Genomic DNA, 15,408 nt, shown 5'->3' with positions numbered 1-15,408 from the left:
ACAGCATCATGAGTAATACATTAAAAGAAGCGAGCATTCAGATCACAGGAATGACCTGTGCAGCTTGTGCAACTCGTATAGAAAAAGGTTTAAATAAAATGGATGGTGTGGAACAAGCGACTGTTAATTTAGCGCTTGAAAAATCATCTATTAAGTACAATCCAGCAAAATTAAGTGAAGAAGATTTCGAAAAAAAAATAGAAGCACTTGGTTATGGGGTTGTTAAACAAAAGGCGGAACTTGATATTACAGGTATGACATGTGCAGCTTGTGCAACTCGCATTGAAAAAGGGTTAAATAAGTTAAGTGGTATCTCTTCTGCCAATGTTAACTTAGCCCTGGAAAAAGCAATGATTGAGTTTAATCCATCTGAAGTGTCAATCGTAGACATCATTGCGAAGGTGGAGAAATTGGGCTATGGGGCTCATCAAAAGGCTGATGAACAGGAAACAGTGGACCATCGAGAAAAGGCCATTAAACAGCAACAACGAAAATTTATTTTATCGGCTATTCTTTCTTTACCGCTGCTTTGGACGATGGTTGGACATTTTTCCTTTACATCATTTTTATATGTCCCAGAATTTCTAATGAATCCGTGGATCCAAATGGTATTGGCTACTCCTGTGCAATTTATTGTTGGTAAGCAATTCTATGTAGGGGCATATAAAGCTTTACGTAATGGTAGTGCTAATATGGACGTACTTGTGGTCATGGGGACATCAGCAGCTTATTTCTATAGTGTTTATCAAGCGATTGTGACGATAGGGTCGCATCATGGTCCAAATCTTTATTTTGAAACGAGTGCTGTATTAATTACATTAATATTATTAGGTAAATTATTTGAAGCCAAAGCAAAAGGACGCTCATCTGAAGCCATAAAAAAACTAATGGGACTTCAAGCTAAAACCGCTATTGTTGTACGTGACGGTGTAGAAAAAGAGGTTCCTTTAGAAGAAGTTATCATTGGCGATGTTATTCTAGTGAAACCAGGTGAAAAGATACCTGTAGATGGTGAGGTAATAGAGGGAACAACAGCTGTTGATGAATCAATGCTTACAGGTGAAAGTTTACCAGTTGATAAAAAGCAAGGCGATCAATTATTTGGATCGACGATTAATAAAAATGGATTTATTAAAATGACAGCGACAAAGGTTGGTCGTGACACAGCGTTAGCACAAATCATTAAAGTGGTTGAGGATGCTCAAGGATCAAAAGCACCAATTCAACGCTTAGCAGATCAAATTTCGGGGGTTTTTGTACCAATTGTTGTTGGCATTGCAATTGTCACATTTTTAGTTTGGATCATTTGGGTTCGCCCAGGAGAATTTACACCAGCTTTAGAGGTCTTAATTGCAGTACTTGTAATCGCTTGCCCTTGTGCGCTTGGGTTAGCAACGCCAACCTCCATAATGGCAGGTTCAGGTCGTGCAGCTGAATTTGGTATTTTATTTAAAGGTGGAGAACATTTAGAACAAACACAAAGTATTGATACAGTGGTTGTAGATAAAACAGGTACAGTAACACATGGTAAGCCTGTTCTTACAGACGTTCTTTTAGATTCAGAGCAGGAGGAAGCTCGTTTTTTATCATTAATTGGGGCTGCTGAAAAACAGTCAGAGCATCCGTTAGCAGAAGCTATAGTACAGGGCATAGAAAAACGTGGCATAGCATTAGGAGAAGTTCAATTTTTTGAGGCTATTCCAGGTTATGGTGTGCAGGCAACTGTGTCAGGTCAAGGAGTTGTCATTGGTACACGAAAATTAATGCAACAATACGGAATCAATATTGATAATATTTTACCAACAATGGAGCAGTTAGAGCGAAACGGTAAAACAGCAATGCTTGCTGCCATTAATGGTCAGTATGCAGGCTTAGTAGCTGTTGCTGATACAGTTAAAGATACGTCAAAAGAGGCAATCCACCGACTACAGAATATGGGCATTACAGTCATTATGATGACTGGTGATAATGAACGTACAGCTCAAGCGATAGGAACAGAAGTAGGCGTGAATCAAGTTATCGCTGAAGTATTGCCTGAAGGTAAAGCAGACGAGGTGAAAAAGCTACAAGCACAAGGGAAAAATGTAGCGATGGTGGGAGATGGTATTAATGATGCTCCGGCATTGGCCACAGCAAATATCGGTATGGCCATTGGTACAGGAACGGATGTTGCCATGGAAGCTGCTGATATTACGTTAATTCGTGGCGATTTAAATAGTATTGCAGATGCTATTTTAATGAGTCGAAAAACAATGCGGAATATTAAGCAAAACCTATTTTGGGCATTTGCCTACAATACTTTGGGTATTCCTATTGCTGCAATAGGTCTACTTGCTCCATGGGTAGCAGGTGCGGCGATGGCATTTAGTTCTGTATCTGTAGTTTTAAATGCATTACGCTTACAAAGAGTAAAATTAGATAATAAATAACCCTTTAATTCAATTGTAAACTTTACTCTATTGGGTTTACTTATAAAGAAATACGCAATAGTTTAACTGACATAATTTAACTTACTATTTTCATCAGATAAACCATCCTTAGGTAGGTAAAGAGCAAAATAAATTAATTGTTTGGGAAAGTATGGAGGAAAATTGGTATGAGTAATGAAGATAAAAAAATTAAAATTGCCGTTAATGGGGGAATAGAATTTGGGGCAAAACTAAATTCTAAACAACTTTTAACGATCACCAAATATATGGAAGACGACGCACAGCTTGAGTTAACAACCTTCCAACAACTCTATCTAGAAATTCCGGAAAATAAAAAAGAAGAAATAATTGAAGAATTCAACCGTGTTAATTTATCTTGTTATCCAGTTGGCAACTTTGTAAAGAGTTTGAGAACATGTAATTTTTGCAAAGGAGAAGAAGAAGAGGGGATGCCAGTAGCAAAAGAAATAAATAATCGTATAGCAGGAAAAGCTGTACCATTCACTCTTAAAGTTGCATACACAGGTTGCCCTGTTGGTTGCGGTGAACCAATGTTAAGTGATATAGGGATTATGAAAATTAAAGACCATTACAATTTATATGTTGGAGGAAAAGCAAAAGGGAAAGATGCAGAGGTGGGATCTTTGTTGCAAGAGAATCTAACACCAGATGAATTGTACGATAAAATAGAAAAGATTATAAATGTATATTCACAGAATGGAAAAAAACGAGAAACGTTTTTCAAATTTTTAAAACGGATAGGAAAAGAAGAGTTAATAAATTAGTTTTACTCTAAGAAGTTCTGGGAAGGTTATAATGGCGGCTCTGAATAAATGAGCCGCCATTTTTAATTTAAGTCCTCGAACAAAATTTATCGAGTTAATCGTTCTATAAAGATATTTAATTGATTTAATGTTACTTTGTCGTTTACGCCAAATGTGCCATCACCTTTACCTTGCGTAATCTTATTTGATGAAAGAACTGCTATAAAATTTTTGGCCCAATGAGTACTCGTTACATCTGTAAAATTCTTTGGTTCTCCTTGTTGTTCTAAATCAAATGCTTCAACTAAAACCTTTGCTAATTGACCGCGAGTAATCGGTGAATTTGGGTTAAATTTACCATTACTATCTCCATTAAAAATTCCAAGTTTTTTTAGTGCTACTATAGCTCCAGCTTGTTCAGAAGATGATTTAACATCAGGGAAACTTGAGTTTGTATCACTTGTATCTAATGCTAAAGCTTTAGCAAGCTGTATGGCTACTGCTCCACGTGAGGCATAAATGGAAAAGTCTATCTCTTCACCTTTAACTTCTGCTTGAGCTATTTCATTTGTAGTAAAGTTTGCAATACGTTTTGCACCTATATAACGAGAACCCCAATAGTAAGGATCGTTTAATTTATCAATTCTAACACCCGAACTTGGAGTAGCTGATATAAAATTACCATTCTCTATGTATATTCCAACGTGAGATATGCCGTTGCCTGAAGTATTAAAAAATACGAGGTCACCTGCTTTTAAACTATCTTTAGAAACAGAAGTACCTTGCTGATATTGGTCTTTAGATGTGCGCTCTAAAGAAATACCTAACTTAGAAAATATAAACTTTGTATATGCTGAACAATCTACACCTGTATTAATATCATTCCCACCATATTTATAAGGAGCTCCTATATAATCTTTCGCTGTACTCGTCAAATCAGTAACTGATGCTGCTTCAGCATCATTCATACCTATTCCTGAAAAAATTACAAATGACGCAAAAACCGGTAGTAACCATCTCTTTTTCACTAAACTTACTCCTTTCGAAAAGCAATCGCTTTTTTGATTAAAGTAAGAATAGCATGGAATAGAGATACTAAATTTTTCATTTATATTACTGATTTGTGCAGAATATTAAAATTGGTGACTTAATATACTCGGTGTAATCTCACTGCAATAATAACTAGGTGATGTTACTTGAAGATAAATAAAACTTAAATCAAGTAATAATAAAATAAATACTCTCTTTCGAGCATACCTATATAAGGTATACGGTGTGTATTTTAGACAGGCTAATTAAATTGTTAAAGGATGGATATGTGGGATTTTATCAAATGTTTGTCTTAGTATCACTAATGTTTTTATTGTTAATTGTCATAATGGTTTCAAGAATTATGAAAAAGACTATTAAGCCTATGCAAGGTATGACTATTTCAATGTTTTTTAGTATGAATGTAGGGCTAACATTAGGAATACTTTTTGGAGTTACCTTTCAAGGGAACTTGTTTTACTCAACGATTATTTCAATTATTCTCGGTGCAAGCATTGGCTTTTTAAGTGGTTGCAACTTTGGATTATTACCTATGTTAGAAGGTTTAATGGCAGGTTTAATGGCTGGTATGATGGGGGCAATGTTAGGTGAAATGGTGGATGGCGGGCAATCCATTGTATTAATAAGAATTTTTCTGTTGCTATCAATTTTCACTATTTTTTTATTTGCGCTACTTCCAAGTAAAAGTCAAAAAACATTCCAAAGTCAAATGGGCTTTTTAACACCCTTCTTCTTTTCGGTTTTTATACTCTTCTACTTTTTTGGGGGCATTCCTTTTGCCGAAAAACAAATAAACTTTATTAAAGACTCTTCTTTAGTGGATCATAATCTACACTCGAACGCTCAAAATAAATTAGAAAAGAAAGAGATTAAGATTATTTCTATAGAAACAGAAAATATGAAGTATTCGCCCTCTGAAGTAATTTTGGAGAAGAATCAACCGGTTTCATTAGAATTAATTAATAAAGATAATATAGAACATGATATTGAAGTTACAATACCAACATCAAATACTATTAGTAGTAATAATCATGTACATCACAAAAAGGAGGAGAATATGATTCATCTCCATGTTGGGCCTAAAAATACAGAAAAAATGAGTTTTACTCCCATTAATACAGGAGAATATCAATTTGTTTGTACTATTCCAGGACATAAGGAGCTTGGTATGGTTGGCAAGTTTATAATTAAGTAATTAGCTTTGATTTTGTAATTGATATACAAATGGAGTTGTCAAATTAAATACAATGATACTTATTTGAAAATGCCCAGTTATTATTAACAGGGCATAAGGTATATCTATATATTTAGATAAGCTCTATTTTTTGATAAATAAGATGACGGTGAAATAAAAAATGTTTAGTCTCAAATAAAAGTAGGGTATTAATTTTGAAGCATATGGATACAATCACAAATATTATTTTGCTTCGTTTTCATTACTTTGTATAATTTCGTTTACCATTTTTAATTCAGAAATCAAATAATCTATCTGTTGTTGCAAGTAACTTGATGGCGAAGAAAAATCGCTTGTAAATTGGCCATCTTCACTACTTACAGTCTTTAAGACATTCAATGCAATTTCCACAGTTAATGCAAATAATTCATCACCTAGTTTTTCAATAGATTCAATTAATAATTGAGAATCAGAAAATGTTTTAAAAGCTTCGTTATCAATGGTTATCTACTCCTTAAAAAATTGGTTAATCTCATTATATGAATTAATTTAAAAAAAGCTCCTTACCCCTTTTGCTGTTTCAACATTTTTGACAATCCAGGTTTTAAAAATGAATAAGGAAGGTATCTTTAAAATGTATATATTAAATTTTCTTGGTGATTCTAAATAAAGAAAAACTCGTATGAAATATCCCTAAAGTAAATTTATGATGATTGGGAATACAAAAATTCAAGCCTGCGAGTAGGAGGACTATGATGGAGAAAAAAATTATAATGAGTCTTGTTACTATAGTTGCTGCATTAATGCTTTCTGCATGTACAGGAAATACAAATAAGAAAGAAAGTCAACAAGAAATGCAGACAAATGAAATGGCCGAGAAAGATATGGAAGGTATGGACCATTCTGAAATGAATCCTAGTTCAAATGAACTTCCTGAAGGTTTAAAAGAAGCTGAAAATCCTAAGTTTGGAGTTGGGACAAAAGCAATAATTCATGCAGATCACATGAAAGGCATGGATGGAGCTGAAGCAACAATTGTAGGGGCATACGATACAATAGTCTATACTATATCTTACGCTCCTACAAATGGTGGAAATCGAGTAACAAATCATAAGTGGGTCATTCAAGAAGAAATAGAAGGTGCTGGTTCAGAGCCATTTGAACCAGGAACACAGGTTATTATAAATGCTAATCATATGGAGGGTATGGAAGGGGTAACTGCAAAAATTGATTCCGCAGAAGAAACTACTGTGTATGTGGTTGACTACACTTCTACTAATGGTGAAAAAATAAAAAATCATAAATGGCTAACGGAAAGTGAATTATCTTCTCCATAAAAATTAAATACTTAAAGATGTTCGACGAGTCAATTTTGACAAATTGGACATCTTTTTTAGTTTTAGAAATTCTATAATATCCTTTAATTTTAATCCATAATTTCTCCATAATTATTCGTTATATTCATTTTTAATAATATAACAATAACTGAGGAGGCGTGGGAAATTAGAAAGAGAGGAATTATCTTCACTTTGGGAGTATTAGTAGTTTTTTTAAAGGGTTGTACAAACGAAAATATCAATTCAAATAAAATAGCAGTTTTAACAGTTGAATATTTTAGTGGAGATCCACTTAATGATCTATATGTGGAATTACTCGATGAAGAAGGGAAAGAAATAGATTCAACAATTAGTTTGGATAAAGGTGAGGCAGAATTTTATAATTTACAACCAAATGAAACTTATACAGTAAAAGTAGGGAGTCCAGACAATTTTACAACAGGGATGTATTTAACAGAAAAAAAATTTACGTATACGTCATCTACACAATCCATATTGGTTCAAACATATGCAGTAAATCATAATAAAGGATTTGGAGTACCTGTAATTCTACAAAATCCTGAACTACCAAATGGGTGTGAAATAACTACTCTTACAGCAGTACTTAATTACTATGGTGCAGAAACATCTAAATTAGAAATGGATCAAAATTATTTACCTAAACAATCTTTTGAATACAAAATGAAAAAAAAGTATGGGCCAAATCCTAATCAAGCATATGGCGGCGAGCCAAGTAATCTAGAAACGGGTACATATGTTTTTGCCGAACCAATTGTCAAAGCAGCTAATAATTTTATCACAGAGAGAAAGTTAGATTTACAAGCAAAAAATATTAGTGGAAGAACAATAAAAGAAATAACAAATTATATTAGACAGGGAATACCAGTTATTACATGGGTAACATTGGACCTCTCACCACCAAAGGTTAAAGGGGGATGGATTATTGAAGAAACAGGTGAATACCATCAAATGTATCAAAATTTACATACAATGGTACTATTATCTGTGGGAGATACTACTGTGGAAGTAATGGATCCACGTAAGGGAATTATAACATTGGATAAGGGAGCATTTTTTAATAGTTATGAAGCATTAGGCGAACAGGCAGTTGTTGTTTATTAACAATAGTTCATTATATGCAAGTAATAGGTTAAAAAAGATAGCGTTTAATCATGGAAGAAAAATTACTTCATTTACTAGAACAATCTGGATTATTTGCAATTTTGGTTAGTTTAATGATAAATACTTTGGTTAGTATTATAGGTGTACTACCAAGTGTTTTTGTTACAGCCACTAACCTTGTGTTTTTTGGAGTATTCAACGGTTTGCTGATTTCTATTATCGGTGAATCAATTGGTGCAGTTATTAGCTTTATTTTATATAGAAAAGGAATCAATAAATGGAAAAGACCGTTCGTATTGCACCCTAAACTTTTAAAATTAAAGGAGTTGGAAGGTTCTGATGCATTTTGGATAATTGTCAGTTTAAGGATTTTACCTTTTATGTCATCAGGTCTTGTGACTTTTACTAGTGCATTTTCTAAGGTGTCTTTAGGCACATTTACGCTTGCTAGTACGATTGGAAAAATACCAGCTTTAATCTTTGAAGCAGGTGCAGTATATGGTTTTATGCAAGTAAATTTAATATGGAAAATTGTAATAAGTATCTTATTAATTTCAATTATCATTTTGATTTGGAAAGTTAAGAAATAAAAAAAGTTATTCAAAGTTTTCTTAGATAGAGTGGTTAATATTTGTCTCATTTAATTTCAAATCCATAAATTCTCCATATTTATTTGTTATAGTGCCTATGTAAAGAATAAAAGGAGGAAACATAATGAAATCTAAACTTTTGATTACTTCATTATTAGTAGGCGCTATTATAATTGGAGGATGTAGTGCGGGTAATTCGGAATCTAATAATAATTCAAATATGGACCATTCTAATATGTCTGGTATGGACCATTCCAATATGAGTGATGAAGAAATGAAAAACATGGAGGGTATGGATAATAAAGATAGTAGCATGGAAAATGGTCATGCGAGTCATAACAATCCATTAGCATTAAATAATTCAAATGGGGAAAATGAGCTTGCGCTCCCACCTATTATTGAACCTAAAAATGGAATTGTTGATATTACTGCTCAACAAGGAACAACAGAAATCTTTAAGGGAACTAAAACAGAGACATATGGATATAATGGTTCCTTTTTAGGGCCAATCATTCGTATTAATAAAGATCAAACGGTAACGTTTAGAACTAAAAATGATTTATCTGAACCAACAACATTTCACTGGCATGGATTAGAAATCCCTGGAAATGGTGATGGCGGCCCACATCAAGTCCTAGAGCCAGGTGTAACAGAAGATGTAAATTTTACAGTTAATCAGGGAGCATCTACGCTGTGGTTCCATCCACATCCAGAAGGTGCTACAGCAGAGCAAGTATATAAAGGTTTAGCTGGTTTAATTTATATAGATGATGAAAACTCACAAGAAATCAATGTACCAAATGAATATGGTGTGAATGATTTTCCATTAGTATTCCAAGATAGACAATTTACTGAAGAAAAGCAATTAAATTATCAAGCAGTCCTTAATGAAGATGGTACAATTGGAGATACTTTATTAATTAATGGTACGTTGAATCCTAAACTTACAGTTGGTAAAGAAAAAGTAAGACTTCGTTTATTAAACGGTTCTAATGCTCGTAATTATACTTTTAAATTGAATACCGGAGATACATTCCAACAAATTGCTACTGATGGTGGTTTCTTAAATCAACCAACTGATATGAAAGAAATTACCTTAACACCAGGTGAGCGAGCAGAGGTAATAGTGGACTTTTCAAAAATGGATGACAAGACTGATATAGCATTAATAAATGATGAAGGTACTACCCTTTTACCATTTAAAATTGAACAAAAGACTACAAGTACAAGTAAAATTTCAGAAAAATTAAATGATTTTAGTGTTACTGAAGAAGAGAAAAATTTACCAATTTCTAAGAAGCTTGAACTATTTGGTATGGGGACAATGGTTTCTATAAATGGAAACCAGTTTGATATGAATCGCATTGATTTCACTCAAAAGCAGGGTGAGACTGAAATTTGGGAAATTTATAATAAACCTGATATGATGGGTGGTATGACACATCCTTTCCACATACATGGCACTCAATTTAAAATCGTGTCGATTGATGGTCAAGAACCTCCTTTAAATTTAAAAGGGTGGAAGGATACTGTCTCAATTGAAGCTGGTCAAACAGTTAAATTAGCAGTGAAGTTTAATAATAAGGGCATATACATGTTCCACTGCCATGTCCTTGAACATGAAGAAAATGGTATGATGGGGCAAGTTGAAGTAAATTAAATATAAATAGATTATTAAAACCTCCAAATACCATGGAGGTTTTTTTATTGGTTTCTATTACATAACTCTTATATCTAGGGTTATTGGTCGTGGTTCATATTAAATAACCTACCCTATAGAAATACTCAATCTTTTTTCTAAAATTTCAATTGAAATTTTTAACAACTTAACAACATTTTTATTTAGTTAATACAAAAGAATACCTTAATGATTTTATGTATTTTTTGTCCCTTTAATGGAAATGAATATAAATAAAATGAAAGGTAATATTTATGGAATTTTATAAAGAGATTGAAATCTACTGTTATAAGTGTCGTAAAAAGACCATTTTTACATGTAAGGATTTGCATAATAAAATCGGTGTTGACAGTCATTGTAGTGAGTGTATTGGGATTTGGTTTGAATGGCAAAATCGAGCGGTAGAAAGAGAATTGGAGAAGTGGATTGTATATAATCAAGGGCTGTTAAAAACATAATGTGAATCGAAGAAAGTATAGTATTTTTCTTACTAAAATTAGCAAACGTCCACTCTTTAAAGGACGTTTTTTATGTGTAAACGATTGTAATATAAATACTTTTATAAAATGGAATAAATTAAACTACAAGTAAGTCAAAAAGTTATAATAATTTTAGAAATTATTTTTTTGAACCATAATTATGTCGACGAGGCGGTGCTTTACATGTCTAAAAGGAAATACGGTTGGTCTGAGAAAAAAAGAAATGACTATATTAAAGAAGGACGAGGTCAAGGGGAACTATCAAATTATATACCTTGGATTAAAATACAAGATATATCGTCACAAGGAAATGCTTCTCGATTAATAGGGTGGACCGCGAAGAGACAGCATGAATTGTTGTCTAACTTGGAAAGAGACTTTTTTCTCTTATTAGATTGGGAAGATACAGTGGTAGACATAAGAGAACAGTTTCCTTTAAATGTTGAAACAACTATTCGTATAGCTGAAGAGAAAGGAATTAAGCACTCTAAAGATAATAGTTCAGGTATACCGATAGATATGACAACAGATTTCTTTATAACAGTAGTAAAAAACTCTGAAAGAAAATATATCGCTAGAACTGTAAAACCAAGTGAACAACTTGAAGATAAACGAGTAATTGAAAAGTTTGAAATTGAACGAGAGTATTGGGAGATACAAGGAATAAGTTGGGGGGTCATAACTGAAAAGGAAATTCCTAAACAACTAGCAAACAATATTCTATGGATACATAAATCTTATTATTTAGCAGAAGAAGATATAAGCTATTCTACTTTATTATTGCATTTATTGATTTTAAAAAAAGATAGCGAAGAGAGTTTATTAGTAGTTTGTAATAAATTTGATGAGGATTATAACTTAGAAACAGGCTCATCTTTAAGTTATATAAAACATTTTATAGCTCGAAAATATATTTCGATTGATATGAGTAAGAAAATTAACCCAAGCAATCTAACTTTAGATCAAATTATTATGAATGTTTCTAAGGAGGATAACATTGATTACAATATCAGTTAATGAATTAATTAAAGACTTGACGTGTAATAAAGTATATCGTCTACTTTGGATTGATGAAAGTAACATCGTTACATATGCAATTGATATAGAAGATTCCAATGCCTTACCATTCCTTTTAAAAGTTAAAGATATACATCAAGGATTTATAGAAAATTCATACTCCAAATTCGAATCTGATCACACAAACATACTAATTAACCACATTAATTTACCTGAGGGAATGAAACAAAAGAGAGACACAGCGTGGGCAATTATCAAAAACTTAGTGAATGATGAACCTTCAATTTATAAGAAAAAAGAACGTGGGCAGCTAATAAATGAACTTGTAAATAATAAAGTATGTACAAAAATGACTGCTTATAAATATTTGAGAAAGTACTGGCAGAGAGGAAAAACTATGAATAGTTTGCTTCCGGATTATAGTAACTCTGGAGGTAAGGGAAGAAATAAAAAAAGTGGTACTTTGAAAAGGGGAAAACCTAGAACCACTAACAGTGTAGGAATAAATGTAACCGATGAAACAAGGGAAATATTTCGTAAATCGATTAAAAGGTACTATTTTACAAGCAAGAGAAACTCATTGTCATTCGCATATAAAATGATGATAAAGGAGTTCTATGCAGATGAAGTTCGTTACGAAAACGGAACAAAATATATAGTAATACAGGATGAAAATAAAATTCCTTCATTAAGACAATTTAGATATTGGCACAACAAAGAATTTGGTATTGAACAAAAAATAGTAAGTCGAGAAGGTGAGAAAAAATTTGAACGAGATCATCGAGCAATATTAGGATCTTCAACTTATGAAGTCATGGGGCCAGGATCACGATATCAAATAGATGCGACTATTGGTAATGTGTATCTGGTATCTAGTTTTAATTCTGATTATATTGTAGGTAAACCAATTATATATTTTGTGGTGGACGTATATACACATATGATTACAGGAATGTATATCGGATTTGAAGGTCCTTCTTGGGCAGGAATGATGATGGCAATAGCAAATGCAGCATCAGATAAAAAGGAATATTGCAGTAGATATGGTATAGAAATTTCAAATGAAATGTGGCCATCTGCGCATCTTCCTGAAATTATTCTAGGGGATAGAGGTGAGTTGGAGGGATATAACGTGAATAGTTTAATTGAAGGGTTGGATTTGGTAGTGGAGAATAATCCTGCTTTTCGACCAGATTGGAAGGGAATTGTGGAAAAATTGTTCGATACTTCACAAAGTAAAATAAAGCCGTTCTTACCAGGTTACATACAGAGTGATTTTAGGGAACGTGGGGCTAGTGATTATCGTTTAGAAGCTAAGTTAACTATAGATCAATATACAAAAATTCTAATCAATTTTGTTTTATTTTATAACAAAAATCACTATATGAAGGATTATCTAAGAGATGAGCAGATGATACGGGAAAATGTAAAACCGACTCCTCTTAAACTCTGGAATTGGGGCATTAAAAATAGAGCAGGTAAGCTAAGGAAGGAACATCCTAATACTATAAAGTTTTACTTATTGCCACGAGATACAGCTACAGTAACCTCAAAGGGAATAAAGTTTAAAAATAGGTTATTTAGCTGTGAAACAGCTATAAAGGAATCTTGGTTTGTACAAGCTAGAACAAAGAAAAGTTGGACAGTTGATATTTCATACGATCCTCGAAACATGGACATTATTTATCTGCACATTAATGATAAATCACTTTTTGAAAGTTGCTTCCTTTTAGATCATCAGGAGAGATACAAAAATAAAGTACTTGAAGAAATTGAACAATTATTAATGATTGAACAAAACACATATAAAATTGAAAGTCATAGTTTGTTACAAGAAGAAATTAATTTTTATTCTAAAATTGAAGGAATAGTGGATGAGGCAATTAAGACACCAAATCAAGATGAAAATAATAAAATCACTAAAACGGAAAAAATAAAAAATATTAGAGAAAATCGGGAAGTTGAAAAAAGTTTACGAAGAGAGTATGAGGCATTTCAAATAGGTGTAACTGAGATTGATAATGATAAAAACATTATTTCTTTTGCACCTTCTGAGCAGAAAGATGAAAAAACTGAAACATCTACGATAATGGAATTATTTAAAAAGCAAAGAAGGAAGAAGAAGGAATGAAAAATGGGAAGACAATTGAATTAGAGAGTGGTATTGAAGTTCTATTGGCAGAGTATCGTGAACAAGAAATAATTGATTATAAAGGGAATCCCCTTATTGAAGCGTTACCTCCGATACTCTCTAAAGAAGAAGCGTTTGATCAACTTAGCTTTATACCTATGTTTCATAATAGTGAAAGAAATTTATCAAGTCATCATCGTTACCATGCTTTACTAAGATTATCAAGATTTTATCAGCCTATAAATCAAACCTTAAATCTAGAACAGCGTTTTTCAGGTTTCATTAGGTATGGATATGTTAATCGAAATCCATTACATAAAAAACATGTTCAAGCATTACTTGATTTACACAACAAGCTTGTTAATAAAGAGGAAATTGGATTACCGCCAGATATACGTTCTTCTGCTTCAAGTTTCACTTTAATGGGATATCCAGGAATAGGTAAAACATCTGCGATAGAAAGGGTACTATCTCTTTATCCGCAAGTAATATTGCATCAAAATCCAATCAATTTGATTCAAATTGTATGGTTAAAATTGGATTGTCCACATGATGGATCATTAAAAACTCTTTGTATGGACTTTTTCAAAAAAGTTGATTCGTTGACAGGTACTAATTATTTTGAAAAGTATGGTAAGCCATCAAATTCAGTTAGTTCAATGGTAACTCGTATGGGGCAAGTCGCTCGTTTACACTCAATAGGCGCTCTAATCATTGATGAGGTTCAGCACTCGTTATCTGCATCAGGTGCTGCATCAGAAATGATGATGAATTTTTTTGTAACGCTAGTGAATGAAATAGGAGTACCAGTAATGTTTATTGGAACCATGAAAGCCAAGGCATTATTACAAAAGGATTTCAGACAAGCACGTAGAAGCAGTGGCCAAGGCGACATGGTATGGCAGCAAATGAAACAAGATGATGATTGGGAAGTATTAATCACAAGTATGTGGGATTATCAGTGGACGAATGAATATACGGAACTGACAGAAGAATTATTAAACACGATTTACGAAGAGAGCCAAGGAATTGTGGATGTTGCTGTTAAGTTGTATTTACTCGCACAAGCGAGGGCAATCAATTCTGGCCTTGAAAAAATAACCCCTAAACTTATACAAAAGGTAGTGAAAGAAGATTTGAAACTTCTTCAACCTATGTTGGAGGCTCTTAAATCCGGAAATCAAAGCGACATTGCAAAATACGAAGATATTGTTCCAATGGATATTGAAGATTATATTCTAAATAGATTGCCAGTATTAGACCTTAAGGCCAGGGTTCAGGCGAAAAAAGAAAAGATGGCACAAGATCGTACAAATAAAGAACTTCCAATACTAGAAAAATTAATCCTATCCTTAATTAATTTAGATGTTTCAGAAAAAATTGCTGAAAACGCTGCTAAATATGCACTGAAAAATTCACCTGAGTCAACAATTCCACAACTAATGACTCTATCACTCCAATACATTGAGGGAAAGAAAGAAAAGAAAAATGAAGCGAAAGGCAATATTTCAGTAAATAAACTTCAATCAATAGTTGATATAGGAAAGAAGAATAAACGCTCTGCTTATGAGGCATTATGTGAAGAAGGATATATTAAAAATCCTTTAGATGACTTAATAATGTAAGGGTGTGTAAAT

At 32.8% G+C, this 15,408-nt stretch carries 11 protein-coding genes; 10 read left to right on the top strand and 1 reads right to left on the bottom strand.

Annotated elements, in window-relative coordinates:
* Positions 1–8: 8 nt before the first annotated feature.
* Together JTI58_RS07705 and JTI58_RS07700 are read left to right on the top strand one after the other, a co-directional pair.
* Positions 9–2,429, top strand: coding sequence for a heavy metal translocating P-type ATPase (locus JTI58_RS07705; RefSeq protein WP_009374078.1), 2,421 nt, complete (start codon positions 9–11; stop codon positions 2,427–2,429).
* Positions 2,430–2,596: 167 nt separating this feature from the next.
* Positions 2,597–3,214, top strand: coding sequence for an NAD(P)/FAD-dependent oxidoreductase (locus tag JTI58_RS07700; RefSeq protein ID WP_009374077.1), 618 nt, complete (start codon positions 2,597–2,599; stop codon positions 3,212–3,214).
* Positions 3,215–3,300: 86 nt separating this feature from the next.
* Here JTI58_RS07700 and JTI58_RS07695 read toward each other — a convergent pair whose 3' ends face one another.
* Complete coding sequence (locus JTI58_RS07695) at positions 3,301–4,221, bottom strand: C40 family peptidase (protein WP_009374075.1); 921 nt, start codon at positions 4,219–4,221, stop codon at positions 3,301–3,303.
* Between the two features lie 365 nt (positions 4,222–4,586).
* Between JTI58_RS07695 and JTI58_RS07690 the strand changes: the two genes are divergently transcribed.
* From JTI58_RS07690 to JTI58_RS07655, 8 genes are all read left to right on the top strand, one after another.
* Complete coding sequence (locus JTI58_RS07690) at positions 4,587–5,438, top strand: cupredoxin domain-containing protein (protein WP_157798149.1); 852 nt, start codon at positions 4,587–4,589, stop codon at positions 5,436–5,438.
* 734 nt (positions 5,439–6,172) lie between these two features.
* On the top strand, positions 6,173–6,754 hold the full coding sequence (locus JTI58_RS07685) for a YdhK family protein (RefSeq protein ID WP_009374071.1): 582 nt from the start codon (positions 6,173–6,175) through the stop codon (positions 6,752–6,754).
* 192 nt (positions 6,755–6,946) lie between these two features.
* Positions 6,947–7,876, top strand: a complete 930-nt coding sequence (locus JTI58_RS07680) for a C39 family peptidase (RefSeq protein WP_009374070.1) — start codon at positions 6,947–6,949, stop codon at positions 7,874–7,876.
* A 50-nt stretch (positions 7,877–7,926) separates the two neighbouring features.
* A complete protein-coding gene (locus JTI58_RS07675) occupies positions 7,927–8,466 on the top strand; it encodes a TVP38/TMEM64 family protein (RefSeq protein WP_009374061.1) in 540 nt (179 codons plus the stop codon).
* A gap of 124 nt (positions 8,467–8,590) precedes the next feature.
* Positions 8,591–10,126 (top strand): multicopper oxidase family protein, encoded by a 1,536-nt coding sequence (locus tag JTI58_RS07670; protein WP_205446141.1) that lies wholly within the window; start codon positions 8,591–8,593, stop codon positions 10,124–10,126.
* Positions 10,127–10,806: 680 nt separating this feature from the next.
* A complete protein-coding gene (locus tag JTI58_RS07665) occupies positions 10,807–11,640 on the top strand; it encodes a heteromeric transposase endonuclease subunit TnsA (protein ID WP_009374053.1) in 834 nt (277 codons plus the stop codon).
* Complete coding sequence (locus JTI58_RS07660; RefSeq protein WP_009374050.1) at positions 11,621–13,771, top strand: TnsB C-terminal domain-containing protein; 2,151 nt, start codon at positions 11,621–11,623, stop codon at positions 13,769–13,771. The genes JTI58_RS07665 and JTI58_RS07660 overlap by 20 nt, the downstream gene beginning before the upstream one ends.
* On the top strand, positions 13,768–15,396 hold the full coding sequence (locus tag JTI58_RS07655; RefSeq protein ID WP_036079781.1) for an ATP-binding protein: 1,629 nt from the start codon (positions 13,768–13,770) through the stop codon (positions 15,394–15,396). Before JTI58_RS07660 ends, JTI58_RS07655 begins: the two co-directional genes overlap by 4 nt.
* Positions 15,397–15,408 lie beyond the last annotated feature (12 nt).

The organism is Lysinibacillus fusiformis, from assembly GCF_016925635.1.
Lineage (GTDB): Bacteria > Bacillota > Bacilli > Bacillales_A > Planococcaceae > Lysinibacillus > Lysinibacillus fusiformis_F.
This window is presented reverse-complemented; position numbering and strand designations above follow the sequence as displayed.